This window comes from Macrococcus capreoli (genome assembly GCF_025628935.1).
Lineage (GTDB): Bacteria > Bacillota > Bacilli > Staphylococcales > Staphylococcaceae > Macrococcoides > Macrococcoides capreoli.
The window spans coordinates 1-19,167 of record NZ_JAOTIS010000025.1; the positions used below are offsets into that span (position 1 = coordinate 1).

A 19,167-nucleotide genomic window follows, 5' to 3' on the forward strand; every position below is an offset into this window, starting at 1 on the left:
AATTAAAAGCGTAAGCAAGCGTTCTGGCTTGAGTCATTTTTGATAAGGCGATAGAAATCCGTCAGGATTTATAAAGGCTTAGAAAATGATGAAAGGCAGCGAAGCTGAAGCTGGATATTAGATTTTTTATTCGGAGTTGCTGAATAAAATCAAACATTCTTCTTACTTATCTAGTTTTGAAAGTATAATTTATTATCTTTCATTTGTCTGGTGACGATGGCAGAGAGGTCACACCTGTTCCCATACCGAACACAGAAGTTAAGCTCTCTAGCGCCGATGGTAGTTGGTCTTACGATCTGCGAGAGTAGGACGTTGCCGGGCAATTTTTATATTATCCACAGTAGCTCAGTGGTAGAGCTATCGGCTGTTAACCGATCGGTCGTAGGTTCGAGTCCTACCTGTGGAGCCATTTAGGCCCCTTGGTCAAGCGGTTAAGACACCGCCCTTTCACGGCGGTAACACGGGTTCGAATCCCGTAGGGGTCACCATTTGGAGGATTAGCTCAGCTGGGAGAGCATCTGCCTTACAAGCAGAGGGTCGGCGGTTCGAGCCCGTCATCCTCCACCATTTTTCAAATAATGTTTTATGATATACGGAGGGGTAGCGAAGTGGCTAAACGCGGCGGACTGTAAATCCGCTCCTTCGGGTTCGGCAGTTCGAATCTGCCCCCCTCCACCATCTATTGGGCTATAGCCAAGCGGTAAGGCAACGGACTTTGACTCCGTCACTCGTTGGTTCGAATCCAGCTAGCCCAGCCATTTTTTTTGAGCCATTAGCTCAGTTGGTAGAGCATTTGACTTTTAATCAAAGGGTCAGAGGTTCGAATCCTCTATGGCTCACTACTAAAATTCATCCTTATGGATGGATTTTTTTTTTGCACTTTTTTTATGAATACGTTTTCATTAAGATACATAAATATCCATTTTATTCATTGATGCATAAAAATATTGAATAAAGTCATAAAGTTTTATAAAATTGAATTAGTCAGATAATTATAAAATTTATGGATTAAGGGGAATGACATAATGAATAAAACAATTGAAATTATTGGCGCACCGAGTGCATTTGGGCAACGTAAATTAGGGGTAAATATGGGGCCGGATGCGATGCGTTATGCTGGTTTAATTGAGCGTATTGAAGCGATCGGACATACTGTAATCGATAAAGGCAATGTGGCATCACCTGCCATCGATATGAAAAAATATAAATCAGAGCAAGGTGGATTACGTAATTTAGAAGAAGTGACAACGTTCTGTGAATCTTTATGCACAGAAGTTGATCAAGTTGTTCAAAAAGGAAACTATCCAGTTGTTATTGGTGGTGACCATTCTATCGCGATGGGGACGATTAGTGGGATCGCAAAACATTATGACAATTTAGGTGTGATTTGGTACGATGCACATGGCGATTTAAATATTGATGCATCATCACCATCAGGTAATATTCATGGGATGCCTTTACGCGCATTAATCGGTGATGGTCATGAAGATTTAGTAAATATCGGTGGATATAAAAATAAAGTTAAAGTTGAAAATATCGTATTAATTGGGATGCGTGATTTAGACGAAGGTGAAAAAGAGTATATTAAAGCAGTAGGTATTAAGACGTATACGATGGCTGATATCGATCGTTTAGGTATTGGCAAAGTGATTGAGGAGTCTTTAGCTTATTTAGAGCAATGTGATGGTATTCATTTATCTTTAGATGTCGATGCATTAGATCCTGTTGAAACGCCAGGAACAGGTACGACTGTACCAGGAGGTATCACTTATCGTGAAAGTCACTATGCATTAGAGTTATTACATGATAGTGAGCGCATTACATCATTTGAAATAGTTGAAGTGAACCCGTTAATTGATATTCAAAATAAAACAGCTGAACAAGCAGTTGGTTTAGTAGGTTCTTTCTTCGGGGAGAAATTATTGTAGTTTGGAGATAATTTGTAAAACTTGATAAGCTAATAAATCAAAATATTCCCTGCCATTAATTTTGGTCAGGGAATATTTTGATTTGGTAACTAGAATCACCGTTTTTTGATGATGCTTTTTTTACGTATTTTTTTAAATCTTTTTTGAATTCAGCAAAATCTTTTTCATCAATTTGAAGCTTAAATGATAGATTATCTTTTTTGCTATCTTCTTGTGAGAATTTAAGTAAATCTAAGTTAGGAACGATTTGCTTTGCTACAGGTGCATAAAACTTCTGGATAATACTATGCTTCTGTTCCGTCTTCACTAATTCGATAATACCTTGTTTCTCAAGCTCCGCTAGATGGTAATGAATCTTAGCACGTGGTATTTCTAATTCGTCTGCCAGCTGTTGACCAGTTTTCGCTTCGGTTGCAAGTAATTCTAAAAGTTTAATACGAAATGGATCACTTACACACTTTAACTGAGCAAGGTTCTCGATAACTAAAATATCTAACATTCTGCTTCTCCTTAGTATTATTACTTTATTTATTAAGATAATTATATTATCCTTGTAAACTTACTTAATGTCAACGAATTACACTATATGATTAATTTTATTATTTCTTTAGTGAAAAATTCTATCTCAATATATATGAAAGTTAGAGATGGTAAATATTAATGGATTTTGAAAGTACATGTATATAATTCCTTGCAAAATACAGTCTAGTAATGGCATGTTAATTTAATATAGTTTATTATGAAATTATATGAGTAAGAGGAGAGGGACGACATGTTAGGTCAAAGAATAAAAGAGTTACGTAATCAAGCTAATTTAACGCAACAAGAGTTAGCTGAAGGTATCATTTCCAGAACTTATTTAAGCCTTATAGAGAAGAATTCCGTACATCCATCTACAAATGTATTAAAGAAATTAAGTGTGCGTTTAAACTGCACGTTAGAAGATTTTACGAGTTCAAGTGAAGATAAAAATTTAAGCTTATTAGAGATAAAAAAAGAAATCAAATGGGCTGAAAATCACGTATTGATGAATGACTTTAAAAAGTTAAACGACTTTATCAATAAAAAATACGAAACGTTACCTGGCATTAATGAAGCTGAAAAAGGTGCGATTAACTGGGTAAGAGCGAGTGTGTATTTTCATAACAAAGATTACGTAAACGCACGTCTGTATGTTGAAAAAGCGATTGAAATCGTTAAGAAGATGCGAGATGTGACGCTCTATATTCGATCTTTAGAATTATTAGCGCGTATTGAGTATGAAGTTGGCAATGTTATGGAAGCGATAAATCATTTAACTAAAGCAAATAAAATAACAATAGTAGAAAATATCGTGAATATTACACGTGTTTCTGTTTTATTCTATTTAGGAAACTATTATTCACGTGTTGGTGAATTTTATGTAGCGATTAAGTTATGTGAAGAAGCGTTGGAATTAAATACGAAGTTAAATACGCATCATTTAGCGTTGAACATTGAGAACACGTTAGGCCGTTCTTATCAAGCAACGAAAGATAATAAGCAAGCTGAATATCATTATAGAAGAGCAATTAGCTATGCTGAATTACGTCCAGTATCATTTGATTACGTTGGTAGTTTAAGCAATTTATCAATGTTGCTAAGCTCATTAGGTCGCATTAATGAAGCATATGAAATGATTACGAAATGTAACAAATTATTAGACGAACATGAATTTGAGCATCCATACGCGGTTAACGTGCGTTTACATTTAGCGGATGTCATGATTGAAAAGGGAATGTATGACGAAGCACGTTCAATTATTGCAGAATATATTGAACTTGATGATTCGGGTTATGGTGACGAGTTAATGGGTGACTTAGAAACGAAATTAGAGAATTATCAAGGGGCGTTATCGTATTATAAAGACGCATTAAACGGCAATGAACATGTATACTATTTCGGAAGAATTGCTAAAAAAATTGCAAACATTTATGAAATTCTGGGCGATTTAAAACAATCGAATGAATATTATAAAAAATGCATCAATCTATACGAAGATTCTCTCCCATACATGGTATAATTATTTTTAGCGGGAATATGGAGGAGATACAATGCAGCTCTTTAGCGTACTTGAGAATTTAAGTACTATGAAGATCATTACGGGCATCTTAGACTTGCTGATTGTATGGTATGTCATTTATCTTTTAATCAATGCGATTAAAGGGACAAAAGCCATTCAATTATTAAAAGGTATCTTCTTTATTCTGATTGGTAGGACGCTGAGTCATCAGCTTGATTTAACAACAACAACGAAATTGTTTGATATGGTTATGGAATGGGGTTTCCTGGCCATTATTGTTATCTTTCAACCAGAATTAAGAAGGGCTTTAGAACAGCTCGGTCGAGGTAGTTTATTTAAGCGTAATGCATCGAACTTAAAAGTAAACCAAGCAAAACTGACGGATGCGATGGTGAAATCCGTTCAATATATGGCGAAACGCCGTATCGGTGCTTTAATCGTATTTGAGAAAGAAACGGGATTACAAGATTATATTGAAACAGGTATACCAATCAATGCAGATATTTCATCTGAATTGTTAATTAATATATTTATTCCGAACACACCACTGCATGACGGAGCGATGATTGTACAAGGCGATAAAATATCAGTAGCCGCAAGTTATTTACCACTTTCGGATAGCGCCAAAATTCAAAAAAGCCTTGGTACACGACACCGTGCGGCAGTTGGTATTTCTGAAGTATCTGATGCGTTTACTGTCGTTGTATCAGAAGAGACTGGAGATATTTCAGTAACATACAATGGTCGTTTACGTAAAGATGTTTCATTAGAAGTATTTGAAGCGTTACTGACAGAGCATTGGTTCAATACTTCTGTTGCAAAGAAAGGTGTTGAAGAATAATGCTTGAGAATAAATGGGGACTTAGATTTGTTGCTTTAATATTAGCGCTGTTTCTATTTTTATCAGTCAATGACGTCTTTGCACTATTTGGTGATAATCAGTTTAACCAAAATGATCAGACAGTGATTGAAGATGTTCCGGTTAAAGTGATTTATGATGATAAAAATTTATATTTAACTGGTGCGCCAAAAACAGTCAATGTGAAAGTGAGTGGACCACAGTCTATCGTTAAAAAGACAGAAAGTATGCGCGATTTTAGTGTGACGCTTGATTTGTCTAATTCGAAGATTGGAGAATATAAAAAGAAATTTGATGTAAAAGGTATTTCTGATAAATTAACATATGAAGTTGTACCGAAAGTCGCAAATGTGTCGTTATCTGAAAAGATTAAAGAGACGAGACAAGTCGAAGCAGAAATTAGCAATTCACGCATTGCGACAGGGTATGAATTAATCGGTAAGGAAGTAGATCCATCACAAGTGACAATCATTGGTGGGCAAGATGAAATTGACAAAATTGCATACGTTAAAGCAACGTTAAAAGATTCAGCGAAATTGACAAAGACGACGAGCGAAGATGCGGAAGTCAATGTCTTTGATTCTAATTTGAATAAGCTGGATGTGTCCGTAAAGCCAGCAAAAGTCAAAGTTAACATCAAGATTGAACCGACATCTAAGACAGTATCAATCACACCAAAGAAGTCAGGGCAGTTACCAGATGATTTAAAGCTTGAAAGCCTTGAGTTATCAGAATCAGAAGTGAAATTGTTCGGTAAACGTTCTGTATTAGATGGTATTGGTGGATTAGCGATAGAAGTCGATTTGTCGAAAGTAACGAAGGACACGGTTGTTAAAGAGAACATACCATTGCCGAAAGATGTGACAAGCGCAAGTCCTGAGCAAGTTGAAATCAAGATTGATGTATCAAAAAAATAACGAAATGAATAAAAGGAGTTATTATCAATGGGTAAATATTTTGGAACAGACGGTGTAAGAGGTGTCGCTAATAGCGAGTTAACACCAGAATTAGCTTTTGAATTAGGGCGTTACGGTGGTTACGTATTAGCACATGGTGGAACGGAAAAACCTACTGTTGTTGTAGGCCGTGATACACGTGTTTCTGGTATTATGTTAGAATCTGCACTTGTTGCAGGATTACTTTCTACAGGTGCAGAAGTAATGCGTTTAGGCGTTATTTCAACACCAGGTGTAGCTTACTTAACGAGAGAGTTAAACGCACAAGCAGGTGTTATGATTTCAGCAAGTCACAATCCGGTTCAGGATAACGGGATTAAATTCTTTGGATCTGACGGTTTCAAATTAAGTGATGCCCAAGAAGCTGAAATTGAAGCGTTATTAGATGCGAAAGAAGATACTTTACCACGTCCAACAGGTGTTGATTTAGGTCATACCTCGGATTACTTTGAAGGCGGCCAGAAGTATTTAAGCTTCATTAAATCAACGATCGAAGGTGACTTAGAAGGACTAAAGATTGCGTTAGATGGCGCGCACGGTTCGACTTATTCATTAGCACCGTATTTATTTGGAGATTTAGAAGCAGATACAGTGACAATTGGCTGTAATCCAGATGGCAACAATATTAACGATGGCGTTGGATCAACACATCCAGAAGGATTAGCTGAATTAGTATTAGAATCAGGTAGTGACTTCGGTTTAGCCTTTGATGGCGATGGCGACCGTATTATCGCTGTTGATGAGAAAGGCCAAATCGTTGATGGTGACCAAATTATGTTTATTTTAGCGCAGCATATGCATAATGAAGGAACGTTAAAAGATAACATGGTTGTATCAACAGTGATGAGTAACTTAGGTTTCTATAAAGCATTAGAAGCATTTGATATTCGTTCGAACAAGACAAAAGTTGGGGATCGTTATGTTGTTGAAGAAATGCGTAACGGTAAATACAACTTAGGTGGAGAACAGTCAGGTCATATCGTTATGATGGATTATAATACGACAGGTGACGGATTGTTAACGGGTGTACAATTAGCGAGCATTATTAAACGTTCAGGTAAGACTTTAAGTGAGTTAGCAGGTCAAATGAAGAAATATCCGCAGCGATTAGTGAATATTCGTGTGTCTGATAAACATGCAGTTGAACAGAATACAGCAGTAGCTGAAGCGATTGCGAAAGTTGAAGCGGAGATGAATGGTGAAGGTCGAGTATTAGTAAGACCTTCAGGTACTGAGCCGTTAGTACGTGTAATGGTTGAAGCGAAGACGGATGAAGATGCAGAACGTTTCGTGAATAGCATTGCTGATGTTGTACGTGAACATATGGGAATTGCATAAACTTATTATTGTGAGGCCGGATACTATTATAGTATCTGGCTTTTTTTTGTGGGCGGATTGTGTAGAGATGGCAAATATTTAAGGGATCGGTTAAAACGATTCCGGATCATAGGAGTATCCGGAATCGTTAGTTCGCAATACTAGTGAGTATTACGAACTAACGTCGGCCAAAGACATAAGAATAATTGATAGAGAGTCAAAGCACCTTGAGTTAGTTCGCAATACTAGTGAGAATTACGAATCAACATCGGCCAAAGGCACAAGAATAGTTGACAGAGAGTCAAACCACCTTGAGTAAGTTCGCAATACTAGTGAAAATTACGAACTAACGTCGGCCAAAGGCACAAGAATAGTTGATAGAGAGTCAAAGCACCTTGAGTAAGTTCGCAATACTAGTGAGAATTACGAACTAACGTCGGCCAAAGGCACAAGAATAGTTGATAGAGAGTCAGCCCCCCTTGAGTTAGTTCGCAATACTAGTGAGTATTACGAACTAACGTCGGCCAAAGACACAAGAATAATTGATAGAGAGTCAGCCCCCCTTGAGTTAGTTCGCAATACTAGTGAGTATTACGAACTAACGTCGTCCAAAGGCACAAGAATAGTTGACAAAGAGTCAAACCACCTTAAGTTAGTTCGCAATACTAGTGAGAATTACGAATCAACGTCGGCCAAAGGCACAAGAATAGTTGATAGAGAGTCAGCCCCCCTTGAGTTAGTTCGCAATACTTGTGAGAATTACGAACTAACGCCTACTAATGCTAACCGATGCCCCAAAGCAAACAAAAAAATCCCCACTTCAAATGAAGCGGGGCATCATATTATAACTGTTCGTATGCTTTTACGATTTCAGCGATTAACTGTTCGTCGATTTGTGCGTATTCTTTTAAGAATCCTGCAACTGTCTTATCTGCAATAGCATGTTCTTTCTCAACACTTTCAGGATCACTTGGGTCATTATACTTTAATAAGTATGCTGCCATCTTCACTAAGTTATCGTGTGGTAATCCTGTTTCAGTTAAAGCTCTTAATGGCTTAACGATACGGTCGTTTGGTCCAATCTTACGAATAGGAGAACGGCCGACACGGTTTAATGCATCTGATAAATATGGATTCGTGAAGCGTCCGATAATCTTCTCAACGTAAGCAGATTGTTCTTCTGCTGTGAAGTCGTATGCTGTTGTTAAATATGCACTTGTTTCAGCTAATACAGCTTTCGTCGCATCTACAACATCTTGATCTTTCATTGCTTCATCTACTGTTTTGTATCCTTTGTAAGTACCGTAGTATGCAATAAACGCATGTCCAGTATTCACTGTCATTAATTTACGCTCGATGAATGGATGTAAATCTTTAACGTATTTCACGCCTTCTAACTTATCGCCTAACCATTTGTCTTCTTCAATCACCCATTCAAAGAACGGTTCAACCATAACATCTAATGGGTTTTCTTGTTTTTGAATTGGGACGATACGGTCAACTGCTGAGTTAGGGAAACTGATATTCTTCATGTCAGCTACAGCTGGTGCAATTTCTAATACAGCTGCTTTTAACGTATCGGTCGCCATAATTGCATTTTCACATGCAACAATATTTAATTGATGTTCAGGATTACGCTCTAATAATGCACTTGCAAAGCTTTTAGCGATGATTGGTAAGATTGACACACCAACTGCACACGTAATTAAATCCGCTTCAATTATTGCTTGCTTTAATGCATCGCCATCAGTGATTGAGTTAATACCTGACACACCTGTTACTGTTTGACGTTCTTTCGCTTCTTCAGCAATGATTACGTCATATTGTTTATCTTTATTTAACGCATCAATAATTTCAGCATTTACATCAGCAAATGTTACGTTATAACCGTTATCAAATAATACTTTTCCAATGAACCCGCGTCCGATATTACCTGCTCCAAAATGTACAGCTTTCATATTATAATTCCACCTCGTTAAATATTGCGTTAATTTCTTCTGCTGATTGAGCGGTGATTACACGTTCTACATTTTCTTCTTCTGAGAATACGATTGCGATTTGGCTTAATAAATCTAAATGTTCACCGTCTTTACCTGCAATGCCGACTACAACTTTAACGATGTTGCCATCCCAGTCAATACCTTCTGGTGCTTGAATTAATGTAATACCTGATTTTAATACTGCAGCTTTTGCCTCATCAGTACCGTGTGGGATTGCTAAGAAGTTACCCATGTAAGTTGATACGATCGCTTCACGTTCTTTCATCGCTTGGATATAGTCAGCCGTAACAGCACCGACTTCAACTAATTTGTTACCTGCTGCTTCGATTGCTGCTTCTTTAGATGCGATTGTTTGATTGATTAAAATATTTTCTGTTGGGATTAAGTTTGACATAATATCACTCCGTATTTGTTAGTTTTTTAGTTATTAAATTCATTAATGCTTGTTTCATATAATCGACAACAAATGTGTCATCGTTAAACAATGTTGAAGGTGTTTCAATGTAATCCATAATACATAAACTCAGTTCACTGACTAATGGACGTGCTGTCGTTTCTTCAGGTAAGTACATATGGGCAAGATAATGGGCGGTATTCATATTTCCGTCCATGTCCTTTAATTCTACACCATTTTGTGCACGAACCATAACGATAGCCGGTCGCTTAATACTTTCATGGACTAAATGAGGTATCGCAATATCAGTGCCTGTCATTAGAAAGCCCTGTAAATGATTGCGATAATTTAACGCTGATTTAAAGTGTGCAACGTCATTTAAAGCATCGTGTTCTGATAAATAATCTGCAATGAAATCAATATAATTGTTATCAGTCATTTCGCAAACAGATATCGATTGAATAAGCGCATGCCCTTCTAACGAAAATTGCATAAATTCATCATAGTCAACGTGTGTTGCATCTTGAGTGTAACGTGATTGAGCTTCATTTGATGCTTCAAAGTATTGCGCAAGTAATAGTCGATCTGACTCCGGAAGCAACGGGTTCACGACCGAATACGGTCGCTTAATATCAATTGCAACGGTCGAGACGATATAATCGAATTGCTCTAAATCAATATGTTTCAAATCACTGACGCTGGCTTGTTGTTTCACAACAACGTTAGAAAAGTTCGCTTCAATCTTAGACGATAAGATGCGACTCGTTCCGATACCACTCGTACAAACGACGAGTACATGCTTTAAGACAGCCGGTCGACTAATGCTACCGAAATGTAATGCGATGAAGGCAATTTCACCGTCAGGAAAGTTAAGCTTCGGAAAGACTTCGGATAAACCGAACTTAACAGCATTATAAATAGTAGGGTAGTCTGATTTAATCATCTCTGTGAGCGGATTAAACGTTTCAATACCACCGGATATTCTATTTAATGCAGGAACGAGATGTAGTTTCACGCCGTTAAATAACGTTTCGTTATCGGAAAATTTCATTTGCGCGTATTTCTCAACGGCTTGAATGAGTGCTTTCGTATCCGTATTTATATCGGATGTCGTTTCACTTTCGTCAGCTTTACGTTTCGCGCCGCGTAAATGCATCGTAATGAAGATCGTCTCTTCAAAATCAAACGGCACTTGATAGACTTCTGATAATTGTGTAGTTAAATTATGTGCTACCGTAAATTCTTCTGTATCTTTTAAACTATCGGTAATATTTGCATCGATGGAGACGCGTTCAGCATTCTTAATACGTTCAATCGCTAATACGATATGCAATGTTAATGTTAAATATGCTGTTTCAGTGAGTACGTAAGGGAGTTCTGATAAAGCATCCATTAACATACGTTCAACATTAAAGATTTGCGTCATATCGACCAGGTTATTGAGATTCGTATCATTTAATGTTTGATAAACGAAATGATCTTCAATAACAGAATACATACTCGTTGCATTGAGTTTCTGTAACATCGTATCTGCGAGGAATTGTCTGCGATACACTTCAGCACCTTCCAGCATAATCCCTTCGCCACGTTTCTTCTTGAGCTTTAAGTTGTAACGGGCTAATTCGATAGCTAAAGCATCCAGTTCTTTGTTTAACGTGTTGATTGAAATGCCGACTTCGTTTGCTAAGTTATAAATCTTTAATGGCTCTTTCGCTTTGATTAATGCATAGATGATGATGACTTTACGCTCTTCGATAGAGAAGTCCTGTATCTTTTGTTGGGCGAGCACTTCGACTAACGCTTCTATTGCATTATCATCACCTTGGATGCGAATTCCTTTACGCGGGACACGTTCCAGCGATAAATGAAATGCATCGAGTGACGCTTCCACGTACTTGAGTTCACGATGCACCGTTCTGCTGGATACGCCTAACGTTTGAGCGATATATTGCATCGACAAAAAGGAGTGTGGATTCTTTAGCAACGATTCAATAATTTGTTTTTCACGATTACTGATTTGCATTTTTCCACACTCCTTTGTATAAGCATTTTCTATTTAATTAATTTGTTTAGTGATTCAATTAACTCCATTGTAATCCCCTGAATACAAAGTGTCTATTGATTGTACTTTTTAAGATTCTCAATTAACTCTTCGTAACGAGGAGAGTTTAAGAAGTTGTCCACTGAAATGTGGATTGCGTTTGGTGCTTGTTTAATTGCACGATCTGTTAATACTTTTTGTGTGATAACTAAATCAACATCACTTGGTAACTGGTTGATCGCTGTGTTTGTTACGTCTAAGTTGATACCAGCTTTCTTGAATTTGTTACGCATCATGCCAGCACCCATCGCGCTAGAACCCATACCCGCATCACAAGCGAAGATGACCTTTTTAACATTTGAGTAGTCATGTGCATTAACATCTTCAGTAGCATATTTATTAAGTAACGCATCTTCAGAATCCGCTTCAACAACATTTACACGATCAGTTGTCACATCTTCTTTCACTAAAGCGCCAGCTACAGAAGATTTTTTACCTTTGTTTTCCTCCATTTTAGCTGTTGCAGCAGCTAAATCATCAGCGCCTTCTTTGTCTTTAGAGAATTTTAAGATTAAAGAACCAATGACAAATGATACTAATGCTGCAAGTAATACACCGATTATCATGTGGATGTAGTCACCTTTTGGTGTAACAAGACCGTATGCAATGATTGATCCAGGTGCTGCTGGAGAAGATAAACCGAAATCGACCATTGAGAAGTAAGCAACACCCGTCATACCACCAGCGATAGCAGCGATGATTAATACTGGTTTCATCAAAATATATGGGAAATAAATTTCATGAATACCGCCTAAGAAATGAATGATTACAGCTCCCGGTGCTGTAGCACGGGCAGTACCTTTACCAAAGAATAAATATGCAAGTAAAATACCGAGACCAGGACCAGGGTTAGATTCTAATGTAAATAGAATAGAACGACCCAATTCTTGCTTATCAATAGTACCTAAAGGTGTTAAAACACCATGGTTAATTGCATTGTTTAAGAATAATACTTTTGCAGGTTCGATTAATATAGAAGTTAATGGTAATAAGTGGTTATGAACTAAGAATTTAACGCCTTCACCTAATACCCACATAATCCATCCGATAACTTTAGATAAATATAAATATGAAAGAATCATCATCCCAAGAGCTAAGAAACCCGCTGAGAAGTTATTAATTAACATTTCAAATCCAGTTCTAATTCTAGGTTGTACCGCATTATCAAATTTCTTCATTAACCACGCAGTTAATGGACCGATAATCATTGCGCCTAATAACATAGGTTGCTCGAATGCTGCGATAATACCCATTGTTGCAGCTGCACCAACGACACCACCACGTACATCATGGACAAGCTTACCACCCATGAATGCAATCATAATTGGAATTAAATATTGTATAGTTGGACCAACCATACTCGCTAGCCCTTCATTTGGCATCCAGCCTTTTGGGATAAATAACGCCGTTAAGAATCCCCATGCGATAAAGATTGGGATATTCGGCATTACCATACTACTTAAAAACGATCCAAACGCTTGAATTTTACGTTGAACGCCACTTTTTTGTTCTGCCATTTGTAACACTCCTTTATATTGTTTTGATAAAATATCGAATGACTAAGACGACTTTTACACTACATTTATATCATACGCCGGTTTAAGAACGCTTACAATTTAAACTAACTGCAACTTTGTCAAAACAATTGTTGACAAAGTTTAGACAAGTTCAAAAGTTGTTCAGAATACGAAGTAAAAATAGCTTTTTGGCTTGTATAATTTACCTGAAATATAGTACAATTACTTGAGTTTAAGTGAAAGTGAGGGTCGATCAAAACTGAATATACAGCGCCAGAACAGGAAACTGTTGACGAGGAAGATGGTTATCGAAAATTCGGCGGATGCCATCACGGATAGTAGCTATTCGATAGTTGATGTAACAAACCATTTGGGCAACTGAATGAACAAAAGACATCAACACAGCACAAAATAAAACAATCTAAAATGAATCAACATTATTTTATTGCGCAAAAGCGCACAGGAGGAAATTTATTATGTGTGGTATCGTAGGTTATATTGGAACGCAAGATGCGAAAGAAATTCTATTAAAAGGTTTAGAAAAATTAGAATACCGTGGTTATGATTCAGCTGGTATCGCTGTTCGTAACGGTGAAGATGTACGTGTATATAAAGAAAAAGGGCGTATCGCTGAATTACGTAAAGTAGTAGACAGCGACTTTGTTTCAACGACAGGTATCGGACATACGCGTTGGGCAACACATGGTGTACCTAACCATGACAACTCTCATCCACATCAATCTGAAAGTGGTCGTTTCACTTTAGTACACAACGGTGTTATTGAGAACTACGAACAATTAAAGAAAGAATATTTAACAGGCGTGACGTTTAAATCAGAAACGGACACTGAAATTATCGTTCAATTAATCGAATGCTTCTCTAAACAAGGTTTAGAAACTGAGAAAGCATTCGTTGAAGTATTAAAGTTATTACACGGTTCTTACGCATTAGGTTTATTAGATACTGAGAATCCGGATGTAATTTACGTTGCGAAGAACAAATCACCTTTATTAGTAGGTTTAGGTGAAGGGTTCAATGTTATCGCTTCAGATGCTATGGCGATGTTACAAGTTACAGACACTTATACAGAATTACATGATGGCGAAATCGTATTAGTAACGAAAGAGTCAATCACGATTAAAGATGTAGACGGTAAAGAAGTGAAACGTAAACCTTACAAAGCTGAAATTGATGCGTCAGATATCGAAAAAGGGACTTACGCGCACTATATGTTAAAAGAAATTCACGAACAACCAGGTGTTATGCGTAACATCATTCAAAAATATCAAGATGATAAAGGGAACTTAATCATTGATAAAGATATCGTGAAAGCTGTACGTAAAGCTGATCGTATTTACATCGTAGCTTGTGGTACATCTTATAACGCAGGTTTAGTAGGTAAAGAATATTTAGAGAAATGGGCAGGCGTACCAACAGAAGTACACGTTGCTTCTGAGTTTGTTTACAACATGCCATTATTATCTAAAAATCCTTTATTCATCTACATTTCACAATCAGGTGAAACAGCAGATAGCCGTGCAGTATTAGTAGAAACGAAGAAATTAGGACATACGTCATTAACAATTACAAACGTAGCAGGTTCTACATTATCACGTGAAGCGGATCATACATTAATCTTACATGCAGGTCCTGAAATCGCAGTAGCATCTACAAAAGCTTACACAGCACAAATCGCAGTTTTAGCGATTTTAGCGCAAGTTGTAGCAAAAGATGCGGGGATTGAAACAGATGTAGACTTATTACCTGAACTTGCTAAAGTAACAGCAGCGATTACTTCAATTGTTGATGATGCTGAAACAATGGAACAAATTGCGAAAGACTTCTTAGCAACGACTCGTAATGCATTCTTTATCGGACGTACGATGGATTACTACGTTGGTGTAGAAGGGGCATTGAAATTAAAAGAGATTTCTTACATCCAGGCAGAAGGATTTGCGGGTGGAGAATTAAAACACGGTACGATCGCGTTAATTGAAGATGGTACACCTGTTATCGCATTAGCGACACAAGAAGGCGTAAACTTATCAATTCGTGGTAACGTGAAAGAAGTCGTAGCACGTGGTGCACATCCATGTATTATTGCGATGGAAGGTTTAGAACAAGAAGGCGATACGTATGTAATCCCACACGTTCACGAAATGTTAGCACCATTAGTGTCAGTTGTAACAACACAATTAATCGCATACTATGCAGCATTACACCGCGGTTGTGACGTAGATAAACCACGTAACTTAGCGAAATCAGTAACGGTTGAATAGGAGAGGCAATCTGAAATGCGTTTAGAACATTAAGTTCAAATTACTGATAAACATATTATTAACAAAGAACGAAACTTTGAATCATTTGTGATTGAAGGTTTCGTTCTTTTTTGTTTGAAGCAAAATATATTACATTAATGGTTAATTTTTTATATTGCTAATATGAGTTAGTTTCTGTTAAATCCTAATAATGTTGTTAATCTTAATTTTTTTATAAAAATATAATTCTAAGTTATTTTTATTATTTTTCGGTTATTTTGAGCTAGTTTATGTTATTTTTAAAATGGTCCGAATATTTTAACACTTTAAAATAGGTTGTGCAAAATTTGGTATAATAAATTAACAAAAGAACAGAGAAAACAGAATTGGAGGTCATTGTATTGAACACGATTGAGATGTATTTAGTATTAAACGACATCAATGAACAACACCCTGAATTAAAATATAATGAAACAGATCAACTCATATTAAGAACGCTTATCTTTACAAATTATGCACTGGATTCAGTAGAATATATCACTGGCCTGGATAAGCAATCAATACTAGATGTCTATCAGAAAGTGATGACCTTACCTTTACCGCAATTCAATCAACAGCGTGACAAGGTTGAACATAAGAAATTCATTCCTACAAAACCAAGAAAATTTAAACGTATAGAAATGGTGGAATTCTTAAAAGAAGAGCTGAAAAAGTCTAACCCTAATCTTGAGTTTATCCATCTGAAATATAATATATTAACATGCCAGTTAGGTGAACGATACTTTACCATTTATGTAAGCACGTCAAGAGATTATGAATTTTTAAAAGATGAAGAACTTGTCATTAAAAAACGTGTGGCAGCTTGGCATAAAGGAGATGAACAAATATTTAGTGCGCATGATTATTATGCACTGATGGTGAAAATTGATCCTGAATCAGAATATATCACGGATAATGATCGCGGAATTGAGTATATCATTTTAAGCAAGGAAGAAATGATGGAATGGATAAATGAGAAGAGAAAAAATCAAAGTGGCATGATTAATTGTTATGTACACTATATTCAGGAAAAGCAAAGTACGAGTATCCGCAAAATAGAAGATTCAAGAGAAACACCGAAGATTTCGTTGATGCAGTATCATCGCCGTGGGTACGTAATTAATGAGTAGTGTACAAGCGTTCTGGAAAGATTATACGACCTTTCCGGAGAATACACATGACCATGTTAAACAGTATCGTGCATTTCACCCAACGGATTTAAAGTACTTAAAGGAATATTATCCGCATTTCTTTACGGATATTGTGAATGTGAAGGGGAGAAAACTGCAGGAACGATTAAAGTTTGAACAACATCTTTATCAAGTGAATGGCATGTACGTATTAGACAAAAACAATCAAATGGTTAAAGATAAGGATCATATACATATATGGGTACCAGAACCATACGGTGGTAACCTTGAGCAAGCGAAAATATTAATTCTGCTCGTAAATCCATCATTTCATCCTAAATATCATCCAACGGAATATGAGAAACGTGTGTTATTTAATAATATGCATCGCGAATTGCCTAATTTTGCTCCTATTGATTTTGTTGATGGCAAAGCTGTTCATGACAAGCATTTTAAATGGTATTATCACTATATGTATCAGCATATCGAACAAGAAATAGGCTATTTTCATCCGAACCAATTATTTTCGTTAGAATACTTTCCTTATACGTCTTATTCAAGAGATGATGTTACATTTTATAATGCATTATTGCCGAGTCAAATTGCTGCAATTCAAACAGTCAAAGAAGCGATGGATAAAGGATTGACGATTATTGCGCGTAGTACGGATAGAACGCGTTGGTTATCACATATCCCCGAGCTTGCGCAATATGACAAACTATTTGTATTTACGAACTTTAAACAACCATCACTACATCCGGATGAAGTCATGCGTTATGAAACATATCGGAAAAAAGAGATATTGACTTTGAAAGGAATGATTAAAGAAGTACGTAGAAAAGAGTGGGAGATGTTGATTCAGGATATTGTACCTGAAAAAATTGGATTCACTTGATTTACGAGTCGAGTGAGCGATAATGATACAATATCGCTCAGTCACCACAGATGAATTAATAACAAAAAAAGCAACAAGTGCTAACGTCATAGCATTTGTTGCTTTCTCTTATGAATTCATTACTTCTGATTCTTCATTTGATTCACTCTTGTACGAATTTCAAAGAAGAGTGATACCATCAACATTAATTCTACAATCTTAGAAAGTATGCCTAAATTAACCACAAAGATACCCACCAATACGCCAAGCGCGAATAAGAATAAGATGACAGCGCAAACGAGTTGCTGTTTCGTCATCTGTGGTGTGATGACTTTACCAGTTTGGGTTAACATCGCATTGTATAAATTAAACGCCATGAATAATCCAATGGAAATAAAGTAAAGTGCACTGACAATCATTTCTGGATTGTTGTGTGTAATCCCGTCATAAATATTAAATAATTGAACTCCGAAAAATAGTAACGCAAAAAATCCGATTAATATATTGGCTAATTTCATTTAAAATCTCCTTAAAAGTATTGGATATAGGCTGTATACTATTAATGATAGCATAATTAACTATATTATTCCTGAAAACGAATGAACATAATCAACCCAAATCAATAGGAGTGACACATATGAGAATATTAATAGCCCCGGATTCATATAAAGAATGTTTAAGTGCATTACGCGTGGCAGAGTGTATGCGTGATGGTTTAGCACAGTCAATCGATGCGGAAATGATACTACGACCGATGGCTGATGGTGGTGAAGGGACGGTAGATGCGTTAGTTTATAGTCTGAACGGTAAGCGTTGTCCGATCAATACGGTCGATATGTATCACAGACCGATTCAAACGTATTATGGTGCAATTGACGACACTACAGCAGTAATTGAAGTCGCGAATATTATCGGTATGCAAGTTTCAAGTGAACGTCAGCCGTATCATGCGTCTAGTTATGGCGTAGGTGATGTGATCAAACAATTAATCGAACGCGGGTTCCGTAAACTATATATCGGATTAGGTGGCAGTTTAACGAATGATGGTGGCGCGGGTATGCTTGAGGCATTAGGATTATCGTTTTATGATGCTAAAGGTGCATTACTTCAGGTAAGTGGTGGCAACTTAAGTGAAATCACACGCATTGAAGGCACGTTATTACCACTACAAGACATTGAAATCCATTTAATTAGTGATGTCACAAATCCATTAACAGGTCCGGATGGTGCGACATATACTTATGGTAAACAAAAAGGCATCCTGGAGCATGAATTAGCGCGATATGACGCCGGTATGACCAACTTTGCCCGTATACTCAATCAATATTTCAACCAGGATTATAGCACTACAAACGGGGCTGGTGCAGCTGGTGGTATAGGATATGGCTTGCTAAACATCGGTGGTATCGTGCATAACGGCGCTGAAAGGATAGCCAATATCGTCTTACAGGATATTGATCTGTCGACCATCGACTATATCTTTACTGGTGAAGGCAGAACTGATTTCCAGACGGCATACGGCAAGCTACCAGTTTGTATAGCGAAGAGTGGGAATGCACATGGCGTGAAGACCATACTCGTATCGGGTGGATTAGGTGAACGTTATGACACGTTATATGACTATTTCTTAAGTATGCATAGTATTGTCGACGGTCCAATGTCATTAGAACATGCAATCCATGATGCAGATCGTTTATTAATGAACACATGTAACAATATCGGACGACTCATTCAATAAATACGCATAAAAAAA

15 protein-coding genes, 6 tRNA genes and 1 rRNA gene are annotated in these 19,167 nt (G+C 36.9%); 16 read left to right on the forward strand and 6 right to left on the reverse strand.

Annotated elements, in window-relative coordinates; all coding sequences use genetic code 11:
- Window positions 1-206 precede the first annotated feature (206 nt).
- From rrf to rocF, 8 genes are all read left to right on the forward strand, one after another.
- Window positions 207-321: ribosomal RNA gene (gene rrf, locus OCL94_RS12715) — 5S ribosomal RNA — on the forward strand.
- A gap of 13 nt (window positions 322-334) precedes the next feature.
- Window positions 335-409: transfer RNA gene (locus tag OCL94_RS12720), tRNA-Asn, on the forward strand.
- 4 nt (window positions 410-413) lie between these two features.
- Window positions 414-488, forward strand: a tRNA-Glu gene (locus tag OCL94_RS12725).
- Window positions 489-491: 3 nt separating this feature from the next.
- Window positions 492-567: transfer RNA gene (locus tag OCL94_RS12730), tRNA-Val, on the forward strand.
- A gap of 27 nt (window positions 568-594) precedes the next feature.
- Window positions 595-678, forward strand: a tRNA-Tyr gene (locus OCL94_RS12735).
- A 5-nt stretch (window positions 679-683) separates the two neighbouring features.
- Window positions 684-758 (forward strand) — tRNA-Gln (locus OCL94_RS12740).
- 8 nt (window positions 759-766) lie between these two features.
- Window positions 767-839 (forward strand) — tRNA-Lys (locus OCL94_RS12745).
- 186 nt (window positions 840-1,025) lie between these two features.
- A complete protein-coding gene (gene rocF, locus OCL94_RS12750) occupies window positions 1,026-1,928 on the forward strand; it encodes an arginase (protein ID WP_262997300.1) in 903 nt (300 codons plus the stop codon).
- Between the two features lie 55 nt (window positions 1,929-1,983).
- On the opposite strand, the gene OCL94_RS12755 is transcribed toward rocF, so the two are convergent.
- Window positions 1,984-2,427: an ArsR/SmtB family transcription factor gene (locus tag OCL94_RS12755; protein ID WP_262997301.1), complete on the reverse strand. Its 444-nt coding sequence runs from the start codon at window positions 2,425-2,427 to the stop codon at window positions 1,984-1,986.
- Between the two features lie 273 nt (window positions 2,428-2,700).
- On the opposite strand from OCL94_RS12755, the gene OCL94_RS12760 reads away from it, so the two are divergent.
- Genes OCL94_RS12760 through glmM form a run of 4 tightly spaced genes read left to right on the forward strand, consistent with a single transcriptional unit; the run spans window position 2,701 to window position 7,122 of the window.
- Window positions 2,701-3,969, forward strand: a complete 1,269-nt coding sequence (locus OCL94_RS12760) for a helix-turn-helix transcriptional regulator (protein ID WP_262997302.1) — start codon at window positions 2,701-2,703, stop codon at window positions 3,967-3,969.
- 31 nt (window positions 3,970-4,000) lie between these two features.
- Window positions 4,001-4,810, forward strand: coding sequence for a diadenylate cyclase CdaA (cdaA, locus tag OCL94_RS12765; RefSeq protein WP_262997303.1), 810 nt, complete (start codon window positions 4,001-4,003; stop codon window positions 4,808-4,810).
- Window positions 4,810-5,745, forward strand: a complete 936-nt coding sequence (locus OCL94_RS12770) for a CdaR family protein (protein WP_262997304.1) — start codon at window positions 4,810-4,812, stop codon at window positions 5,743-5,745. The genes cdaA and OCL94_RS12770 overlap by 1 nt, the downstream gene beginning before the upstream one ends.
- Window positions 5,746-5,772: 27 nt before the next feature.
- A complete protein-coding gene (glmM, locus tag OCL94_RS12775) occupies window positions 5,773-7,122 on the forward strand; it encodes a phosphoglucosamine mutase (protein WP_262997305.1) in 1,350 nt (449 codons plus the stop codon).
- A gap of 821 nt (window positions 7,123-7,943) precedes the next feature.
- Here glmM and OCL94_RS12780 read toward each other — a convergent pair.
- From OCL94_RS12780 to OCL94_RS12795, 4 genes are all read right to left on the reverse strand, one after another.
- Entirely contained in the window at window positions 7,944-9,059 is a 1,116-nt protein-coding gene (locus tag OCL94_RS12780) for a mannitol-1-phosphate 5-dehydrogenase (RefSeq protein ID WP_262997306.1), read from the reverse strand.
- 1 nt (window position 9,060) lies between these two features.
- Complete coding sequence (locus tag OCL94_RS12785; RefSeq protein WP_262997307.1) at window positions 9,061-9,495, reverse strand: PTS sugar transporter subunit IIA; 435 nt, start codon at window positions 9,493-9,495, stop codon at window positions 9,061-9,063.
- A 4-nt stretch (window positions 9,496-9,499) separates the two neighbouring features.
- Window positions 9,500-11,518, reverse strand: coding sequence for a BglG family transcription antiterminator (locus OCL94_RS12790; RefSeq protein WP_262997308.1), 2,019 nt, complete (start codon window positions 11,516-11,518; stop codon window positions 9,500-9,502).
- Window positions 11,519-11,610: 92 nt separating this feature from the next.
- Window positions 11,611-13,113: a PTS mannitol transporter subunit IICB gene (locus OCL94_RS12795; protein WP_262997309.1), complete on the reverse strand. Its 1,503-nt coding sequence runs from the start codon at window positions 13,111-13,113 to the stop codon at window positions 11,611-11,613.
- Window positions 13,114-13,589: 476 nt separating this feature from the next.
- Here OCL94_RS12795 and glmS point away from each other — a divergent pair, with 476 nt between their 5' ends.
- The 3 genes from glmS to OCL94_RS12810 all read left to right on the forward strand — a co-directional run bounded on the left by glmS (window position 13,590) and on the right by OCL94_RS12810 (window position 17,435).
- Window positions 13,590-15,392 (forward strand): glutamine--fructose-6-phosphate transaminase (isomerizing), encoded by a 1,803-nt coding sequence (gene glmS / locus OCL94_RS12800; protein WP_262997310.1) that lies wholly within the window; start codon window positions 13,590-13,592, stop codon window positions 15,390-15,392.
- Between the two features lie 380 nt (window positions 15,393-15,772).
- Window positions 15,773-16,540: a hypothetical protein gene (locus OCL94_RS12805; RefSeq protein WP_262997311.1), complete on the forward strand. Its 768-nt coding sequence runs from the start codon at window positions 15,773-15,775 to the stop codon at window positions 16,538-16,540.
- Window positions 16,533-17,435 (forward strand): hypothetical protein, encoded by a 903-nt coding sequence (locus tag OCL94_RS12810; protein WP_262997312.1) that lies wholly within the window; start codon window positions 16,533-16,535, stop codon window positions 17,433-17,435. Before OCL94_RS12805 ends, OCL94_RS12810 begins: the two co-directional genes overlap by 8 nt.
- Window positions 17,436-17,554: 119 nt before the next feature.
- Here the strand turns inward: OCL94_RS12810 and OCL94_RS12815 are convergent, their stop codons facing one another.
- Complete coding sequence (locus OCL94_RS12815; protein ID WP_262997313.1) at window positions 17,555-17,932, reverse strand: hypothetical protein; 378 nt, start codon at window positions 17,930-17,932, stop codon at window positions 17,555-17,557.
- A gap of 119 nt (window positions 17,933-18,051) precedes the next feature.
- Here OCL94_RS12815 and OCL94_RS12820 point away from each other — a divergent pair, with 119 nt between their 5' ends.
- The gene (locus tag OCL94_RS12820; protein ID WP_262997314.1) at window positions 18,052-19,152 is read left to right on the forward strand and encodes a glycerate kinase; all 1,101 of its coding nucleotides are present in this window, start codon (window positions 18,052-18,054) and stop codon (window positions 19,150-19,152) included.
- The last annotated feature ends 15 nt before the right edge of the window (window positions 19,153-19,167 follow it).